Below are 17,719 nucleotides of genomic sequence, written 5' to 3'. Positions count from 1 at the left end.
CGCCGCCGCGCGGGTTCCGGCGGCAGTCCCGAGAGGCGCAGGTGAAACCGGGTCCCGGGCGGCCCTGAAAACCTCTGGCCCGTATTCGGCGCGTCCTGTACGGTCGCAGAATTGTTCCGCTGCGGGGCGCCCACAGAGTCCGTGCGCGGCCCCCGCGGTTCCCCGGCTGAGAGTGGGTCGTTGTTCATGGCGTGTCGTATCAGCGAGCTCGCGCTCGGTGCCCGCCCGGCCGACATCGGCCAGACCGGGCAGGAGCAGTGGCATGTCCTGGCCGACCCCGAGGGCAATGAGTTCTGCCTGCTCAAGGCCCGCCTCAACCCGCTCTGATCTGTCGCGGAGCCTCTCCCCGGCGGCGATGGGCCGACGGTTGTGGGGTCCCAGAACACCCACAGGCGCCCGGGGTCTCCCGGGCGCCTGTGCGTCACGCCCCCGGTGTCACTAGATCTCGTCGATCAGCTCAGCCCAGGACATCGGGTGGAACTTGGCGTCGTATCCACCGGTGGCGTCGTCGGGGTTGTCGCCCCGGCGCAGGGCCACGAGGTGGGCCCGCCGGTTGCTGTCGTCGCGCATCCGGATGCTGCCGGTGTTGTCGTCGGCGGAGATCCAGGAGTCGCCCTTGCCCGCGATGTCCATGCGCAGGGCGAAGCGGATCTGGTCGTCGTGGACCTTGGCCTCCTGGATGCCGACCATGGAGTTGTCGGAGCCCTGGGCGGCGATGTAGTAGTCGCTGCCCTTGAGCTGGACAGCCCGCTCCCACGAGCCGGTCTTCCCACGGCGGAACTGGAGGTTGGCGTCCTCCAACTTGGTCTCGGTCAGCTCGTCCTCAGCGGTGCGACGAGGATCTTGTCGGGACGGTTCCCGCTTCGGGCGCGATGCGGGCGGGTAGGCCTCCCCTCCCCGGTTTTCTTCGGCCGCGTCCCCGATGAGCGCTGCCTGCACCCCTCGGGGCCGAGTGCCATGGCGGAGATCCCAGAGGAGTGATCGCGATGGAGCGGTTTCCGTTCGACCACGCCGAGGTCGTCGCAGTGGCCGAGGCCGCCTGCGGTCGCGCCCTTCGGCTGCGCGAGGTGACCTCCCGGCGCGGGGCGGTCGTGTGGGACGTGACCGGACCGGAGGGGAGGGTCGCCGTCAAGGTCGGCAGCGGTGACGGCGAGGCAGCCGTGTCGAGGGAGGCGGCGGTTCTCCAAGAGCTGGACGTGCCGGACCATCTGGTCGCGTCCGGCCGGGGGACGGACAACTCGTGGCTGGTGACCCGGTGGTTCGAGGGACCGTCGACATGGGATGCCTTCGCCCGGTTCCGTGAGAGCGGTACAGGGCGCACAGAAGGGATCGAGACCGCGGCGGAACTGTGTGAGGCGGTCGCCACCACCCTCCACGACCGTGGCTGGGTCCATGGCGATCTCCATCCGGACCACGGAATCCACACCTCCGGCGGCGTCCGCCTGATCGACCTCGCGTGGACCTGGCGGGAGGGCTTGAGGCCGCCTCCCGTCACGGGCGTGGGCATCGACCACTTCGTGCCTCCTGAGCTGGCCCTGCGCGGTGCCGGAGATCTGCCGCTCGCCGGGGGTGCGGCCGCTGACGTCTACACCCTGGCCGCCACCGTGTGGACCTGCGCCACCGGATGCAGGCCCCTGGACTATGCGGCGGCCGGGATCACCCCGGAGCGCCTGACGTCGGACCAGCTCCGCGCGCGGATCGCCGCAGGACGGATCCCGCTCCGCACCGAGGAGCCGTGGCCCGAGCTCCAGTCGGTCCTGCGGCAGGTCCTGCTGAGCGGACCACATGACAGGCCCTCGGCGCGGGACCTCGCCCACTCCCTGATCCGCCTGGCCTCCTGACCCGGCCCGCGGCTCGCCCCTGGGATCAACCGGCGGGCTACGGCGTGCCCGCCCGTCACGTCGTAGGGGACATGTACACCGAGCGCGACCGCGTCGAGCAGTTCCACCCCGAGTCGCCGACTCCGACGGCTGCGGCGTAGCGCCCGCCGTGAGTGCCGGGCCGTGGCGGACCGCCGCGCCCGCGGCGCCCGGACGGGCGGCTCAGGTCGCCCGGGCCGCCTTCGGGCGCAGCGCCTCCATCGCCTGACGGCCCAGGCTCCGGGAGATGTGCTGCCGCATGATCTCCTCGGCGGTGCCGCTGTCGCCCTCGACCACGGCCTCCGCCAACCCCCGGTGCTCTCCGCGCACGCGCTCGACCTCCGACTCGGACCCGGCCCGGTGCCTGAGGGTGAACTGGCGGTAGCGGTCGGCCTTGTCCCACAGGCTGTCCAGGATCCCGATCAGGGGCTCGTTGTGCGAGGCGCGGTAGACGGCGCGGTGGAAGTCGCGGTGCGCGATCAGTGCCTGGATGCCCGACGTGCCGGTCAACGGGTCGAGCGCGCTCAGCGCCCGGCGGATCGCGCCGATGTCGCCGTCGGTGCGGCGCTGGGCCGCCCATCCGGCGGCGAGGGGGTCGACGTGCGAACGGACCTCGTACAGGCTCTGCGCCTCCTCGAAGGTCAGCTCCGTCACCCGGGCGTCCCTGTGCGTCTCCAGCGTCATGAGCCCCTCGGCGGCCAGGCGCTTGAGCGCCTCGCGCACGGGCGTGGTCGAGACGCCCAGTTCGGCCGCGATGCCCTCCTGGCTCAGTGCCGCGCCCGGGTGGAGCTCATCGGCGAGGATGCGCTGCTTGATCTCCTCGTAGGCGTACTGGCTCTTGCTGAAAACCGGCTTCGTCGTCACGAACGTCGTCCTCCCTGAGGAGGGCAGGATATCGGCCTCTCCTGACTTCTGACATCATGTAGCCTATAGGCTAGGAGGACTGATGTCGATCGATTCACACCGCAGCCGCCGGAGGCTGGGGTCCACGGCGGGCAGCGCCGAGTACTTCCACATCGGGGCGGTGCCGGGAACCGAACGGCTGCCCTTCGCGCACAAGGTCATGGTGGAGAACCTGCTGCGCCACGAGGACGGCGACCTCGTCACGGAGGCCGACATCAGGGCCGTGGCCGAGGGGCGCACCGGCTCGCACGAGATCGCCTTCCACCCCTCCAGGGTGTTCCTCCACGACACCAACGGCGTGCCCGTCCTGACCGACCTGGCAGCCCTGCGCGACGCGGTCGCCGAGCACGGCGGGAACCCCGCGGCCGTCGACGGAGTGATCCCCGCCGAGCTGACCGTCGACCATTCGGTGTCCACCGACTTCTTCGCCCGCCCCGACGCCCCGGAGCTCAACGTCCGACGGGAGTACGAGCGCAACGCCGAGCGCTACCGGTTCCTCAAGTGGGGCCAGCAGGCACTGGGCACCCTGAAGGTCGTGCCGCCCGGAGCCGGGATCATGCACCAGATCAACGTCGAGCACCTGGCCCGCGTGGTCGAGGTGCGCGACGGCCTGGCCTTCCCCGACACCGTGGCCGGGACCGACTCCCACACCACCATGGTCAACGGGCTGTCCGTGCTGGCCTGGGGAGTGGGGGGCATCGAGGCGGAGGCGGCCATGCTGGGCCAGCCCGTCTCGCTGCTCATCCCCCCTGTGGTCGGCGTGGAACTGGTCGGCGAGCTGCGTCCGGGCGTCACGGCGACGGACCTGGTGCTCACCGTCACCGAGAGGATGCGGCGCCTGGGCGTGGTCGGCCGGATCGTGGAGTTCTTCGGCGCCGGAGTCGGCTCCACCGGCATCGCCACGAGGTGCACCCTCGCCAACATGAGCCCGGAGTTCGGCTCGACCTCGGCGATCTTCCCCGTCGACGGCCGCACCCTGGACTTCCTGCGGCTGACAGGACGCCACGAGGACCACGTACGGCTCGTGGAGGCCTACGCCAAGGAACAGGGCCTGTGGCACGACCCCGACCACCGGCCGCGCTTCGACGAGACCCTCGTCGTCGACCTGGGCGAGATCACCCCGAGCCTGGCCGGACCCCGCAGGCCGCAGGACAGGATCGACCTGGCCGGGACCGGTGAGGCGGTGCGCGGCGCGCTCGCCGGGCTGGGGCGGGAGGAGGAGACGGGCGGGGACGGGCCGCGGGACGGAGCCGTCGCCATCGCCGCCATCACCTCGTGCACCAACACCTCCAACCCCGCCGTCATGGTCGCGGCCGGACTCCTCGCCCGCAACGCCGTACGGCGCGGGCTGCGCGTGGAACCGTGGGTCAAGACGAGCCTGGCCCCGGGGTCCCGCGTGGTGGTCGACTACCTGGAGCGCGCCGGCCTGATGCGGGACCTGGAGCAACTGGGGTTCGGCCTGGTCGGGTTCGGCTGCATGACGTGCATCGGCAACTCCGGGGCACTGGTGCCCGAGACGGCCGCCGCGGTCGAGGAGAACGGCCTGGTGGTGGCCTCGGTGACGTCGGGGAACCGCAACTTCGACGGGCGCATCAACAACGACGTCGCACTGAACTTCCTCGCCTCCCCTCCGCTCGTGGTGGCCTTCGCCCTGGCGGGGACGGCGGACGCCGACCTGACCGCGGACCCCCTCGGCACCGACCCGGACGGGAAGCCGGTCATGCTGGCCGACCTGTGGCCCACCGAGGCGGAGATCGAGGCGGTGGTCTCGCGGAGCATCGAACCGTCGATGTACACCGAGGTCTACCGCACGCTCTTCGACGGGGACGAGAACTGGCAGGGGCTCACCGCCCCCGAGGGTGCGCGGTTCGCTTGGGACCCCGACTCCGTGTACCTGCGCAGACCCCCGTTCCTGGACCTGGCCGCGGAGCGCGGTGCGGCGGAGGGCGCCGCTCACCGCGACATCGTGGGCGCCCGCGCCCTCCAGGTGTTGGGGGACTCCGTCACCACCGACCACCTCTGCCCGGCCGGGCGCATCCCCTCGGAGAGCGCCGCCGGACGGTTCCTCCGCGAGCGCGGCGTGCGGGTGCGCGACCTCAACACCTACGCCTCGCGGAGGGGCAACTGGCAGGTGATGAAGCTCGGCGGCCTGGCCAACCCGGGGCTCCGCAACGGGATGACCCCCGGGCTCCCGGGCGGCAAGGCCGTCGACCTCGGCCCGGACGGCGACGAGCGCACGGTCGACGACGTCCACGTCATCGCCGACCGGCACCGGGACCGGGGACAGCCCCTGCTGATCATCGGCGGCCGGGAGTACGGCACGGGGTCCTCCCGGGACTGGGCGGCCAAGGTCACCTCCCTCCTGGGTGTGCGCGCGGTCCTCGCCGAGTCCTTCGAGCGCATCCACCGCTCCAACCTGGTGGGCATGGGGGTGCTCGCGCTCCAGTTCGAGGACGGGGACAGCGCGCGCGGCCTCGGGCTGACGGGGGAGGAGGAGTACGCCGTCACGGGGCTGGAGGGACGCGACGAGGTCCCCGAGCGCCTGTCCGTCACCGCCCGGCACCTGGGCACGGGCCGGGTCACCGAGTTCACCGTGCGAGCCCGCCTGGACACCTCCCGCGAACAGCTTTACTACCGCCACGGCGGGCTGCTGCCGTACATCCTGCACCGAGCGCTGTCGGCGCCGGGGGAGGGCCGGGGCTGATCAGCGCCGCCGCGCGGCGCTCCGCGGCACGATGAAGGGCCGGCCGGGAGACCCCTCCCGGCCGGCCCTTCCGGCGTCGCGGCGCCGCGGTCAGCCCTGCGTCTCCAGGGCCTCCTCCCGGTCGGCCCCGGCCGGTGCGGCCGGGCGCAGCCGCCGCCACGCGGTCCAGGCCAGTCCCAGCAGGAGCAGGCTGTAGAGCGCGATGGTGATCGGGCTGCCGACCAGGGTGAGGGGGTCGTTCCCGGAGTTCGCCATCGCGTCGCGCAGCGAGTACTCCGCCAACGGGCCCAGGATCACCGCGATGAGCACCGGCGCCAGGGGCACACCCGTGCGCCGCATGGCGAAGGCCAGGACGCCGAGGAGGCACATGAGGACCAGGTCCGTCTTGTTCGCACCGGTGGCGTAGACGCCGAGGCAGGCGAAGACCGTGATGCCCGCGTAGAGGTAGGACTGCGGCAGCAGCAACAGCTTCGCCCACAGCGGGGCGAAGGGCAGGTTGATGACGAGCAGCACGACGGTCGCCAGGAGCAGGCCCGCGAGCAGCGCCCACACGATGTCGCCGTTGCGCTCGAACAGCAGCGGCCCGGGCTGCATGCCGTACTGCTGGAAGGCGGCCAGCAGCACGGCCGCGGTGGCCGAGGTCGGCAGACCCAGCGACAGCAGCGCGCCCATCGCGCTTCCCGCCGTCGCGTTGCCCGCGGCCTCCGGAGCGGCCACGCCCTGGATCGCCCCCTTGCCGAACATCGGCTTCCTGCGGCGCTTGTCCAGCTGGCGTTCGGTGCTGTAGGCGAGGAAGGTCGGGACCTCCGCGCCCCCGGCCGGGATGATGCCGAAGGGGATGCCGATGCCGGCGCCCCGGAGCCAGGCGGGCAGCGCGGCCCGGAACTCCCGGCCCGACAGCCAGGGCCTGCCCGCGGAGGGGATCAGCTTGTGCGCGCCCCGGTGCCCCACGCGTCCGGCCGCGTACAGCACCTCACCGACCGCCAGCACGGCCACGGTGATCACGACGATGCTGATCCCGTCGAAGAGCGCCGGCATCCCGAAGGTGAAGCGCGCGGTGCCCGTCGACTGGTCCGTGCCCACCAGGGCCAGCCCCAGCCCGAACGCCAGGGCCGCCAGGCCCTTGAGGGGCGACTCGGAGACCACGGCGGAGATCGCGACGAAGGCGAAGAGCGCGAGGGCGAAGTACTCGCCCGGACCGAACCGCGTCGCCAGGTCGGCCATGGAGGGCGCGAAGAAGACGACCAGCACGGTGGCCAGGATGCCGCCGGTGAACGCGCCGATCGCGGAGGTGGCGAGCGCCTGCGGGGCCCGCCCCGACCGCGCCATCCTGTGGCCCTCGAAGGTGGTGGCGATCGCGGTGCTGTTGCCCGGGGTGTTCATGAGGATGCCGGCGGTGGAGTCGCCGAACAGCCCGCCGAAGTAGACCCCGCTGAACATGATGAGCGCCGCGAGCGGGTCGAGCGTGAACGTCATCGGCAGCAGCAGGGCCACGGCCATGGCCGAGCCCAGGCCGGGCAGGACGCCCACCGCCGTGCCCAGGAACGCGCCGAGGGTGATCCAGACGAGGTTCATCGGGGTCAGGACGGCGCCGAACCCGCCGAGGAGGTGTGTCAGCTGTTCCATCTCACAGACCCCCCAGGACGCCCGAGGGGAGGTTCAGGCCGAGCATGCCGCTGAACACGATCTGGATCACCGCGGCCATGACGAAGCCGACGGTCAGGTTGCGCAGCAGGTTCCGGTTGCCCAGCCCCGTCGCCACGGCCGTGAACATCAGTGTGGCCATGACGAGCCAGCCCAGGACGTCGATCAGTCCGCTGAAGGCGGCGATGCCGAGCAGGACGAGGCCCACGGCCCGCCAGTTGGTGCGCTCCTCGGCGGCCAGGGAGCCGCGCCGCTCCGGGGTGCGCCGGAGCGCCGAGACGATCAGCAGGACGCCGATCACGGCGGCGAGCGCGGCCACGAACCAGCCGACCCCCTGGGGTCCGAGGAGCCCGCCGTCGCCGATGACGTCCATTCCCGTGTTGCCGATGACGAGCGTGACCGCCATGACCAGCAGGAGGCCGCCGATGATCAGCTCGCCGCGGCCGTCCCAGAAGGACAGCGCCCGCGGCGGCGCCTGCGCCTGGGGCGGGTCGGCGGCCGAGCCGCTGTCGAGGTCTGTGTGTGACATGTTCTCTCCGTGAAGTCCTCGGGCTCAGGAGCCCGAGATGAGGCCGAGGTCGGTCATGAGCGTGCGGATCCGGATCTCCTCGTCGGTGAGGAACTCCGCGAACTCCTCCGGGCCGGCCCAGTTCTGCTCCCAGTAGTTGCGGTCGATCGCCTCCTGCCAGGAGTCGGCCCCGTACATCTCCTCCGTGATCGCCAGGAGCTCGTCCCGGTCCTCCTCGCCGATGCCGGGGGCGGCGACGATGCCGCGCCAGTTGACCAGGTCGACCGAGGGGTACCCGAGTTCGGCGGTGGTCGGCACGTCGAAGCCGTCGAGGCGCTCGGGGGCCACGACGGCCAGGGCCCGCAGCCGCTCGCCCTCGATGAGGTCACGGAAGTCGTTGAACCCGGTGACCCCGATCCGGACGGTGCCGCCGGCGTCGGACAGCAGGGAGATCGTCAGCTCCCCGCCCCCGGCGTGCGGCGTGTAGTGCAGGTCGGCGGGGTCCAGCCCCGCCGCCTCGGCCAGCTGTCCCGCGACCAGGTGGTCGGGCGATCCCGCAGACCCGCCGCCCACCGGGATGCTCGGGTCCTCCTTCCAGGCCTCGACGAAGTCGTCGAGGGTCTGCCAGGGGGAGTTCGCGGGCACGGCGATCACCTCGAAGTCGTCGGTGAGGCGCGCGATCGGCGTCACGTCGCTCAGCCGGACCGGCGAGCCGCCCATCTCCACGCCGCCGACCATGGCGGCGCCGGTGATCATCACGGTGGTCGGTTCACCTTCGAGCCGGCTCAGCTGGCCGAGGCCGATGGTGCCGCCCGCGCCCGGGACGTTGACCACCTGGACGTTGTTGACGATCGAGTCCGTCCTGGTCGCCTGCTGGAACTCGCGGGCGGCCAGGTCCCAGCCGCCTCCGGCCGCGGCCGGGGCGATGACCGTCAGGGCGGAGCGGGCACGCGAACCCTCGTCCCCGCCCACGGCGTCCTGGACCGCGAAGAACCCGGTCGTCACGACCAGGGCGAGCCCGACACCGGCGCTGACGAGGCCCTTGTCGCCGATCACGAGGAGGCTCCCGTTCTCCGGGACCCGTTGTCGGACTTGACCGCGAGCACGGGGCACGCCGCCTCCAGGAGGAGGCGCTGGGCCGTGCTGCCCATGAGCAGCTTCCCGATCGCGGACCGGTGCCGGACCCCGATGACCAGCAGTCCGGCGTCCACCTCCTCGGTGAGTTCCAGGAGCGCTGCCGCCGCGTCCGCGTCGGTCAGCCGCACGGACCGCGCCCGCACCCCCGCGCCCCGCGCGCGCTCGACGAGCTCCTGGATCTCCGGCGGGTTCACGGCCCGCGTGTCGGCGGCGGCGTCGTGCGAGACGGCGTTGGCGATCACCAACTCGCTGCCCTGGAGACCCGCCTGCCGGACTGCCTGTGCGAACGCCGCCTCCGCGGACTCCACAGGGGCGTGAGCAAGCACCACTGTCATCTGCTCCTCCTCGAACACCTCGTGACTGGCATCACAGTGTGCAGTGTATAGGCTGTATCATGTGTGTTAATCCGTCAATAGCAGCAGGTGACACGGCAGGCGGGTCACGCCGCCGGGCCGCGGCCCACGAGGAGGGGGGAGGAGGGGCCGGGGCGGTTCCGCGTCCCGAAGGACCGCGCGGGAACCGGACCCCGGCCCCGGGATCATCCGCCGGACGCGCCCGAACCCGCGGCGGCGGCCTCCAGCGGGAAGTGGCAGGCGGCCGTGTGCGCCGGGTCCCCGGGACCCGCCTCCACGGGCGGGGCGACCCGGGCGCACAGGTCCTCGGCACGCCAGCACCGGGTCCGGAAACGGCACCCCGACGGCGGGTCGACCGGCGAGGGCACCTCGCCGGTCAGCAGGATGCGCTCCCGGGAGGGCCCGTCGGCGCCGAAGGGGGACGGAGCCGAGGACAGCAGCGCCGCCGTGTAGGGGTGGCGCGGGTGCGCGAAGATCTCCTCGGTGGTCCCCGTCTCGACCACGCCGCCCAGGTACATCACCGCCACGCGGTCGGCGACGTGGCGCACCACCGACAGGTCGTGGGAGATGAACACGTAGGAGACGCCCAGGTCGGCCTGGAGTTCCGCGAGCAGGTTCAGGACCTGTGCCTGCACGGACAGGTCCAGGGCGGACACGGGTTCGTCGCACACGATGACGTCGGGGTCCAGGGCCAGCGCGCGGGCGATCCCGATGCGCTGCCGCTGCCCGCCGGAGAACTCCTGCGGGTAGCGGTGGGCGTCGGTGGCCCTCAGCCCCACCATCTCCAGCAGCCGCCGCACCCGCGCGGCCCGGTCCTGCCGCGGGACCAGGTCGCGGTGGGTGCGCCACGGCTCGCTGATCAGCTCCGCCGCGTTCAGGCGGGGGTTGAGGGACGCGAAGGGGTCCTGGAACACCATCTGCACCCGGCGGCGCCAGGCCAGGAGCTGCCTGCCGCGCAGCGAGAACGGGTCGGTCCCGTCGAAGCTCAGCGTCCCCCGGTCCGGCCGTTCCAGCATGAGCAGGACCCTGGCCAGGGTGGACTTGCCGCATCCCGACTCGCCCACCAGCGCCAGCGTCTCGCCGTGACCCAGGGTGAGGTCGACCCCGTCCAGGGCGCGCAGGGAGGTACTGCCCGACGCGCTCCTGGGCACCTTGAAGCTCTTGGTCAGGCCGCTCGCCCGGAGCAGCGGCCCGGCGGGCTGTGCCGTGGTGTCAGGCATCGGCCGACTCCCTCCAGTAGTGGCAGGCCGCCGTGCGGCCCTGGTCGTTTTCGACCAGCTCGGGCCGGTGCGTGGCGCACCGCTCGCGCGCCAGGGGACAGCGGGTGCGGAACGCGCACCCGGTGGGGACCGCCCGCAGGTCGGGCGGGCTGCCGGGGATGAACCGCAGCGGCTCCCCCCGTTTCCCCCCGCCCGGGACCGAGGCGAGCAGGCCCCGGGTGTAGGGGTGGCGGGGGGCCGCGAAGACCTCCCCGATCGGCCCGGTCTCCACGATCGCCCCGGCGTACATCACCGCCACGTGGTCGGCGTGCTCGGCGGCGACCGCCAGGTCGTGGGTGATGAGGACCAGCGCCATGTCCCGCTCGGCCCGCAGGTCGCGCAGCAGCTCCATGATCTGGGCCTGCACGGTGACGTCCAGGGCGGTGGTGGGCTCGTCGGCGAGCAGCACCGACGGCCGCAGCGCCACCGCCATGGCGATCAACAGCCTCTGGCGCATACCGCCCGAGAACTGGTGCGGGTAGGCGTCCACCCGCGACCGGGCCTCGGGGATGCCCACCCGTTCCATGAGCTCCACCGCCCTGGCCCGGGCCGCCCTGCGCGACAGCCCCTCGTGGATGCGGAACGGCTCGCCCAACTGCGCGCCCACCGTGTAGACTGGGTTGAGCGCGGTCAGCGCGTCCTGGAACACGATGGCCAGTTCCGGGCCGGCCAGACGGCGCCGCTCCGGCGCCCCGAGCGCCAACAGATTGGAGCCGTTCAGACGGATCTCGCCGCCGACCACGTCGGCGACCGGGTCGAGCAGCCCGGCGATCGCCAGCGCCGTCATGCTCTTGCCGCACCCGGACTCGCCCAGCAGTGCCAGCGTCCGGCCGGAGCGCACGGTGAAGCTCACGTCCCGGACGGCGTGCGCGACCCCCTCGGGGGTGCGGATGTCGACCGAGAGCCCCTCCACCTCCATCGCGGCCGGGTCCGCGGGCCGTGCCCGGCGGGTGCTCTCCTGGAGCGCGTTCATTCCGCTACCTCCTCAGCCTTGCGGGCGGTCCTGCGGACCCTGCCGCGCGGCACGGTCAGCCGCCACCTCTGGGCGGGGTCGGTCGCCAGCCGGGCCCACGAGGCCAGGGTGGTCGCCGAGATGGTCGTCATGACGATGGCCAGACCGGGGAAGACCGCGATCCACCAGGCCGTCTGGAGTTCCTGGCGCCCCTGGGCGACCATCAGCCCCCAACTCAGGTCGGGCGGCTGGATGCCGATGCCGAGGAAGCTCAGCGACGACTCCGTGAGCATCACGAAGCAGAAGTCGAGCGTGGCGACGGTGATCAGGGTGGGCATCACGGTCGGCGCGACGTGGCGCCGGATGATGCTCCCGCTGCTCGCGCCGAAGGTGCGGGCAGCGTCCACGAACAGGCGGCTGCGCAGCTCGGCGGACTCGGCGCGGGCCGTGCGCAGGTAGACCGGGACGCGGGCGATCGCGAGAACCAGGACCAGGGTGGCGATGCTGGGCGAGAACACGTACAGGACGACGACCGCCAGCAGCAGCGACGGGAAGCTCAGGACCACGTCGGCGATCCGCATGGACACGCTCTCGCGCCAGCCGCGGTGGTAGCCCGCCCACATCCCCCAGGCCGACCCCACCACGAAGGAGACGAGGACCGCCGGCACCGCCACCGCGAAGGTGGTGCGCGCCGCGACGACCAGCCGGGCCGCGACACTGCGCCCCAGCGAGTCGCTGCCGAGCACGAACGCCCAGCCGTTGTCCAGGGTGAACGGCGGCAGGTCGACCGAGTGCAGGTTCTGCCGGGTGGCGAGGTCGCCGAGCAGGAACGGGCCGACCACCGCGGCGGTGGACATGGCCAGCAGCACCAGCGCGGCCAGGCAGGCGACGCGGTCCTTCAGCAGCAGGGCGAACAGGCGGGGTCGCGGCGCCGCCGCGGGCGCGGTGTCCGCCGGGGCGGGGTGGTCGCCGGTCTCGGACAAGGGATCTCCGTTCGTCATGTCGTCACCCCCTGGCGCACGCGTGCGTCCAGCAGCGCGTAGCAGGCGTCGATGAGGATGTTGAGCGCGAAGATCGTCACGGCTGTCAGCAGCACCGCCGCCTGGAGCACCGCGAAGTCGCGTTGCAGGATCGAGTCGATCATCAGCTTGCCGATGCCGGGCCAGCCGAAGATCGTCTCGACGACGACGGCGCCGTTGACCAGGCCCACGGTCAGGTCTCCCGCGACCGTGAGCGCGGGCGCGGCGGCGTTGCGCAGGGCGTGGACGAAGATGACGCGCCTCTCGCCGGCCCCCTTGCTGCGGGCCACCTTGGCGTAGGGGGCCGACAGCGCGGAGACCATCGAGCCGCGCACCACCTGGACCAGGACGCCGAACGGGCGGATGAGGAGCGTGGCGATCGGCAGGACCCACGCCCCCATCCCGTCGGTCCCGGAGGTGGGCAGCCAGTTCAGCGTCACCGCGAACACCAGGACGCCCATGATGGCGAACCAGAAGTCCGGCACGCTCGCCGACGCGGACGACAGGAGGCTCGCGAACCGGTCGGCGACCGAGTTCGGGCGGTAGGCGGCCAGGCTGCCGACCACCACGGCCGCCGCGATGGCGATGGCCATCGTGGCCCCGGCCAGCTGGAGGGTCGCGGGGAACGCCTGGAGCACCGCCTGGGCGGCGGGCTGGGCGGTCCGCAGCGACTCGCCGAAGTCGAGGCGCACGATCTGGGACAGGTAGTCGAGGAACTGCACGGCCACCGGCTGGTCGAAGCCGTTCCTGGCGGCGAACTCGGCCCGCATCTCGGGTGTCGCGCTGAGGGGCAGGTAGAGGTTGGCCGGGTCACCGGTCAGCCGCGCCAGGAAGAACACGCCCAGGACCACCGCGAGGAGCGGCAGGGCGCTGGAGAGGATGCGGCGCCGTAGGAAGACGAGCATGGAGTCGGACACCGCCTCAGTCGTTCCGCTGCATCTCGCTGAGGCGCAGCTCGTCGTTGGTGGCCGAGTTCGGCGTGTAGGACACGTTCGACGCGACGGCCATGATGCCGGTCATGTGGGCCAGCACCGCGTCGCGGACCACCTCGTCGTTCTGGTGGGAGAGCGCGTCGGCGAACGCCTGCTGGCGCTCCTCCTCCTGCGCCTGCTCGGCCTCCCGGGTCAGGTCGTCCAGCTCATCGGTGCCGTAGCTGCTCTGCGCCCCCTCGGAGCCGTAGATCTGCTCCATCGTGAACGCGGCGTCACCGGCCTGGTTGCCGTGCTGGGCCTGGAGCAGCGTCGGACCGGCGTCGGCGGGGAACGGGCGCAGCAGGTACTCCAGCCAGGCGTTGACGTCGAGCATCTCGATCTCCACGTCGAGCCCGGCCTCGATGAGGGAGCTCTGCACGACCTCCATGGCCTCCGACGCGCGCGGGTAGATGCCGTTGCGGCCGATGATGGTGATGGTGGTGTCGACGGGCACGCCGTCCTCGCGCGCCTCCTCGATCAGGGAGGCGGCCCGCTCCGGGTCGTGGGGCCAGGCCCCGATGTCGGGGTTGTGGCCGGTGACGCCCTCCGGGACGATCTGCCCGGCGGGTTCGCCGAGCCCGGCGAAGACCGAGGCGACCAGCCCCTCCTTGTCGATCGCGTAGTTGATGGCCTGGCGGACGCGGAGGTCGTCGAGCGGCTCCTGGGTCGCGTCGATGCGCATGTAGGAGGTCTCGTTGTTGGGGAACTCCACCGCGAAGTCGCCGGCGCCGTCCTCGGGGGCGAGCCCGACGGCGATGTCGGCCTCGCCCTGGGAGACCATCGCGGCCCGGATGCTGCCCTCCGAACGCCAGACGTACCTGGCCGTCCCGTAGGCGGGCGCCTCGCCCCAGTAGCCGTCGTAGCGCTCCAGGGTCAGGCTGGTCCCCTGCTCCCACTGCCCGACCTGGTAGGGGCCGGTGCCCACGGGTTCGCGGACCTTTCCGTCGGCGCCGGTACTGGTGGGGACGACCTCGACGAAGGACAGCCGCAGCGGAAGGATCGGGTCGGGCTCGGCGGTGGTGACCTCCAGCGTGGTGGCGCCGGTGGCCTCGGCCGTGAGTTCGCTGTCACCGAAGACGTAGCCGTCGACGTTGCAGTCGATGTCGGAGTTGACGGTGCGCTCGATGGAGAAGGCGGCCGCCTCGGCGTCGAACGCCGTGCCGTCGTGGAAGGTGACCCCGTCGCGCAGGGCGAACGTCCACGTGGTGTCGGAGGTCTGTTCCCAGGCGGTGGCCAGCGCCGGTTCGAGCTCCCCGGTGTCGGGGACGCGTTCGGTGAGCGCCTCGGTGATGTTGGAGCGCGTCACCCGGCCGGTCGCGGTGAGCGAGGCGTCGCAGGGTTCCAGGGTGGGCGGCTCCTCGGGCAGCACGATGCGGATCGTGTCGGCGGCGTCGCCGTCGCCGGAGTTCGCGACCGTGCACGCGGTTCCGGCGAGGAGGATGCCGACGGCGGCGAGGGCGCCGGCGGCCCGTGCCGGACGCCGGTGGGACGCACGGGGGTGGGGGGGGCATGGGTTGCTCCGAGATCTGCCCTGGGTGGGGCGAAGGGGAGGGATGGTTCGCCCGGGGGGCGGGAGACGTGTGGGGGTCGGTGGACGGTGTGGGCGGGGCCCGGGGCGGGGTGGGTCCGCTCCGGGCGGCGGGGCGTCGGTCAGGGATGCGGGGGGAGCGCCGGGGAGGGAGGGGCGGTGCCGGGGCGGATCACCGCGGACCGGGGGAGAGGCGCGTGCGCGCCGTCGGAGGCGGCGGAGCTCACGCGCCCGCCCCCGCCGCGACCGCCAGTCCGCGGTCGATGATCCGCCCGAGCTCCTTCCTGTGCTCGGGCGCCACCTCGCCCAGCGGCGGGCGCACCGGGCCGGCTGAGCGCCCGCCGATCTCCAGCCCCGCCTTGACCAGGGACACGGCGTAGCCGGGTGTGGTGTTGCGCAGTGCGGCGAGCGGGACGTAGAACTCGCGCAGCAGCTCGTCCTGGGCGGCCTCGTCACCGCGTGAGAAGGCGGCGAAGAAGGCGGTGGCGACGGCGGGGGCGAAGGAGAGCACCGCCGAGGAGTAGGAGGCGGCGCCGAGGGCACTGTAGGCGCGGGCGAAGGTCTCGGCGGTCGGCATCCCGTTGAGCAGCGGGAGCCTGCCGCGGGTCGCGGTCATGGTGCGCTGCAGCAGCTCGATGTCGCCGTGCCCGTCCTTGAGGGCGACGACCTGCTCGCTGCCGGCGAGTTCCGCCACGGTCTCGGGCGCGAAGACCGCGGTGGCCCGCTGGTAGGGGATCAGGCCGAGTCCGGTGGAGTCCAGGAGCTCCAGGTAGTGGGCGAGCAGCCCGTCCTGCGGGCCGACCTGGAGGTAGGGCGGGAGGACGAGCGCGCCGTCGGCGCCCTCCTCCTCGACCGAGCGCAGGTACTGCTTGGCGGTGCGGGTCCCGCCGCCGACACCCGCCAGCACGGGGACGGCTCCCCTGACGCGGGCGACGGCCGCGCGCACCACCGTCCGGTGCTCGTCCAGGGTCAGCGAGGCGAACTCGCCGGTCCCGCAGGCGACGAACAGCGCACTGGGCGCGGCCTCGACCATCTCGTCGAGGTGGTCCCCGAAACGGGGGATGTCGAGTTCCCCGGAGGGGGTGAAGGGGGTGACGGGGAAGCCGAGCAACCCGGTGAGGGAGCCTGCGAGCGCTGCGGGAGTGGGGGGCATACAGAGACCTCATGTCTACATATGGAGACGGTATCTATACTGATAGACGGAACAGTAAATTGGTGTCTCAGATCACGTCAAGGATGAACATGGAACTTTCCGAGGGGCGAGACGCGGAAACCCCCCAGGTGACGGGGGTCCGCCCGGTGAAGTCCGCCGAGCGGGCGATCGCGCTGCTGGAGTACCTGAGCGCGGCCGACACCCCGAGATCCCTGCGCGACATCACCTCCGACCTCGGCTTTCCCCGGGCCAGTGCCTACGCCCTGCTGATGACGCTGGTCCACAGCGGCTGGGTGGATCCCGACGTCACCGGGTCCAGGTACCGTCTCGGGATCCGCGCCCTGCGGGTGGGCGCCTCCTACGTCGAACACGACGACGTCGTGCGGCGGGCGCAGCGCGTCATGGACGAGATCTCCCAGGAGTGGGGGGAGACCGTCCACCTCGCCCGCCTGGACGCCCACGAGATCGTCTACCTGGCGACGTGCATCTCCCGGCACTCCCTGGCGGTGGTCTCCCGGCCCGGCCGCCGGCTGCCCTGCTGGGCGACCGGACTCGGCAAGGCGCTCCTCGCCGAACGCCCGTGGGAGGAGACGGAGGCGCTGATGCCCGAGACGGTCCCGGCCCGCACCCCCCACACCATCACCGACCGCGCGCGGATGCGGGCCGAGCTGGAGCGCGTGAGGGAGCGCGGCTACGCGATCGACGAACAGGAGTCCACGGTGGGGCTGCGGTGCTTCGCGGTGGCGCTCGACTTCGGAGGAGGGGGCCCGCCCAAGGAGGCGCTCAGCTTCTCCGTCCCCATCGTCCGGCTGGACCCCGAGCGGGAGCGGGACATCGTGCGCGCACTGCTCAAGGCACGCGACCGCATCGTGCGCTGACCCCGCCCCGGCGGCACGGCGCCCGGGGCGCGGGTCCGGTGGAGGGAGCGCCCGGGGACGTGACGGTGCGTACTGGCAGGATCGGCGCCATGGACGCGGACCTGACACAGCTGGCGGACCTGGTCGAGGGGGCGCCGGAGCTGGGGCGGGGCCCCTTCGCCCCGGTGCCGGAGCACGACCTCCGCGCGGCGGAGGAGCGCGTGGGACGGCTGCCGCCGTCGTACCGGTGGTGGCTGGGCGATCGGCGAGGACGTCGAGGGTGACGGCGACCTGCTGACGGACGACCTGGTGGGCCGGCTGGGGGAGGGCGCGCCGGACCGGGCCGCTCCCGCGGCGCCGACCGCCCCCGCGGGGGTCGCGGCGGCTCCTCCGGGCCGGATCGGCCGGGCCCCGGGCCGCGACCGACCCCTCTGTCCGCCTTCCGGGGCGGGAGCGATGTCCGGTCCGCCCCTTCCCGCCGGGCGGCGTCGCCCGCCGGTCTCCTCCGGTGCCCGTCCGCGTCCCGGTGGAGATGGGACGGACCGTACCTGGTGTTCCAGGTGGGCCTCCGGTGCGAAGTGCTCGAGACCACACTCTCCGCTTTGGTGGTGTCGCCCTCGGTGAGGGAATTCCCCGGATAGCTTCGGACGGGGGAAATAAACATAAGCTTCCCGCGGCCGAATGTCCCCCCGTGCGGCATGTGTCCCCGGCGCCGGTGGGCGACAAGTGGGATCTGTTGGTCATTGCCATTCTTTCCGGTGTTCTCCTTTGTTGCCGAGAAAAAGAATATCTCGGGTGATCTCCCCATGTGGTGCAAAATTGCGAAACTTCTGAATTGAGCCATTTGTGGCTCTGCAAAATAAACTCCGGGA

At 72.4% G+C, this 17,719-nt stretch carries 16 protein-coding genes and 1 pseudogene; 5 read left to right on the top strand and 12 right to left on the bottom strand.

All coding sequences use genetic code 11. The annotated features are described in order from the left end of the window. Window positions 1-207: 207 nt before the first annotated feature. Window positions 208-327 (top strand): annotated as a pseudogene (locus Q8791_RS09500) (VOC family protein); the annotation flags it as partial. Between the two features lie 111 nt (window positions 328-438). On the opposite strand, the gene Q8791_RS09495 reads toward Q8791_RS09500, so the two are convergent. Beyond that, window positions 439-801 carry a hypothetical protein gene (locus tag Q8791_RS09495; protein ID WP_330091250.1) on the bottom strand — a complete coding sequence of 121 codons (363 nt, stop codon included), beginning with the start codon at window positions 799-801 and terminating at the stop codon, window positions 439-441. Between the two features lie 185 nt (window positions 802-986). Here Q8791_RS09495 and Q8791_RS09490 point away from each other — a divergent pair, with 185 nt between their 5' ends. Further along, window positions 987-1,841: a serine/threonine-protein kinase gene (locus tag Q8791_RS09490; protein WP_330091249.1), complete on the top strand. Its 855-nt coding sequence runs from the start codon at window positions 987-989 to the stop codon at window positions 1,839-1,841. A 201-nt stretch (window positions 1,842-2,042) separates the two neighbouring features. On the opposite strand, the gene Q8791_RS09485 is transcribed toward Q8791_RS09490, so the two are convergent. Further along, window positions 2,043-2,723, bottom strand: a complete 681-nt coding sequence (locus Q8791_RS09485) for a GntR family transcriptional regulator (RefSeq protein ID WP_330091248.1) — start codon at window positions 2,721-2,723, stop codon at window positions 2,043-2,045. A gap of 82 nt (window positions 2,724-2,805) precedes the next feature. On the opposite strand from Q8791_RS09485, the gene acnA reads away from it, so the two are divergent. After that, complete coding sequence (acnA, locus tag Q8791_RS09480) at window positions 2,806-5,466, top strand: aconitate hydratase AcnA (RefSeq protein WP_330091247.1); 2,661 nt, start codon at window positions 2,806-2,808, stop codon at window positions 5,464-5,466. Between the two features lie 90 nt (window positions 5,467-5,556). On the opposite strand, the gene Q8791_RS09475 is transcribed toward acnA, so the two are convergent. From Q8791_RS09475 to Q8791_RS09430, 10 genes are all read right to left on the bottom strand, one after another. Beyond that, window positions 5,557-7,092 carry a tripartite tricarboxylate transporter permease gene (locus Q8791_RS09475; protein ID WP_330091246.1) on the bottom strand — a complete coding sequence of 512 codons (1,536 nt, stop codon included), beginning with the start codon at window positions 7,090-7,092 and terminating at the stop codon, window positions 5,557-5,559. A gap of 1 nt (window position 7,093) precedes the next feature. After that, complete coding sequence (locus tag Q8791_RS09470; protein ID WP_330091245.1) at window positions 7,094-7,639, bottom strand: tripartite tricarboxylate transporter TctB family protein; 546 nt, start codon at window positions 7,637-7,639, stop codon at window positions 7,094-7,096. A 24-nt stretch (window positions 7,640-7,663) separates the two neighbouring features. After that, a complete protein-coding gene (locus tag Q8791_RS09465) occupies window positions 7,664-8,674 on the bottom strand; it encodes a Bug family tripartite tricarboxylate transporter substrate binding protein (RefSeq protein WP_330091244.1) in 1,011 nt (336 codons plus the stop codon). Continuing rightward, window positions 8,671-9,090, bottom strand: a complete 420-nt coding sequence (locus Q8791_RS09460; RefSeq protein WP_330091243.1) for a universal stress protein — start codon at window positions 9,088-9,090, stop codon at window positions 8,671-8,673. Before Q8791_RS09460 ends, Q8791_RS09465 begins: the two co-directional genes overlap by 4 nt. Before the next feature lie 203 nt (window positions 9,091-9,293). Further along, a complete protein-coding gene (locus Q8791_RS09455) occupies window positions 9,294-10,328 on the bottom strand; it encodes an ABC transporter ATP-binding protein (RefSeq protein WP_330091242.1) in 1,035 nt (344 codons plus the stop codon). Continuing rightward, a complete protein-coding gene (locus Q8791_RS09450; protein ID WP_330091241.1) occupies window positions 10,321-11,340 on the bottom strand; it encodes an ABC transporter ATP-binding protein in 1,020 nt (339 codons plus the stop codon). The genes Q8791_RS09455 and Q8791_RS09450 overlap by 8 nt, the downstream gene beginning before the upstream one ends. Next, window positions 11,337-12,320 (bottom strand): ABC transporter permease, encoded by a 984-nt coding sequence (locus Q8791_RS09445; protein ID WP_330091240.1) that lies wholly within the window; start codon window positions 12,318-12,320, stop codon window positions 11,337-11,339. Before Q8791_RS09445 ends, Q8791_RS09450 begins: the two co-directional genes overlap by 4 nt. Further along, a complete protein-coding gene (locus tag Q8791_RS09440; RefSeq protein ID WP_330091239.1) occupies window positions 12,317-13,255 on the bottom strand; it encodes an ABC transporter permease in 939 nt (312 codons plus the stop codon). Before Q8791_RS09440 ends, Q8791_RS09445 begins: the two co-directional genes overlap by 4 nt. 4 nt (window positions 13,256-13,259) lie before the next feature. Continuing rightward, a complete protein-coding gene (locus Q8791_RS09435) occupies window positions 13,260-14,678 on the bottom strand; it encodes an ABC transporter substrate-binding protein (RefSeq protein WP_330091238.1) in 1,419 nt (472 codons plus the stop codon). 382 nt (window positions 14,679-15,060) lie between these two features. After that, a complete protein-coding gene (locus tag Q8791_RS09430; RefSeq protein ID WP_330091237.1) occupies window positions 15,061-15,990 on the bottom strand; it encodes a 5-dehydro-4-deoxyglucarate dehydratase in 930 nt (309 codons plus the stop codon). 89 nt (window positions 15,991-16,079) lie between these two features. On the opposite strand from Q8791_RS09430, the gene Q8791_RS09425 reads away from it, so the two are divergent. Together Q8791_RS09425 and Q8791_RS09420 are read left to right on the top strand one after the other, a co-directional pair. Further along, a complete protein-coding gene (locus Q8791_RS09425) occupies window positions 16,080-16,868 on the top strand; it encodes an IclR family transcriptional regulator (protein WP_330091236.1) in 789 nt (262 codons plus the stop codon). A 59-nt stretch (window positions 16,869-16,927) separates the two neighbouring features. Next, complete coding sequence (locus tag Q8791_RS09420) at window positions 16,928-17,131, top strand: SMI1/KNR4 family protein (RefSeq protein ID WP_330091235.1); 204 nt, start codon at window positions 16,928-16,930, stop codon at window positions 17,129-17,131. Window positions 17,132-17,719: the final 588 nt, after the last annotated feature.

This window comes from Nocardiopsis codii (genome assembly GCF_036327455.1).
Lineage (GTDB): Bacteria > Actinomycetota > Actinomycetes > Streptosporangiales > Streptosporangiaceae > Nocardiopsis > Nocardiopsis codii.
The sequence above is the reverse complement of the archived record's forward strand: the minus strand, read 5'-3'. Positions and strand labels throughout refer to the sequence as shown.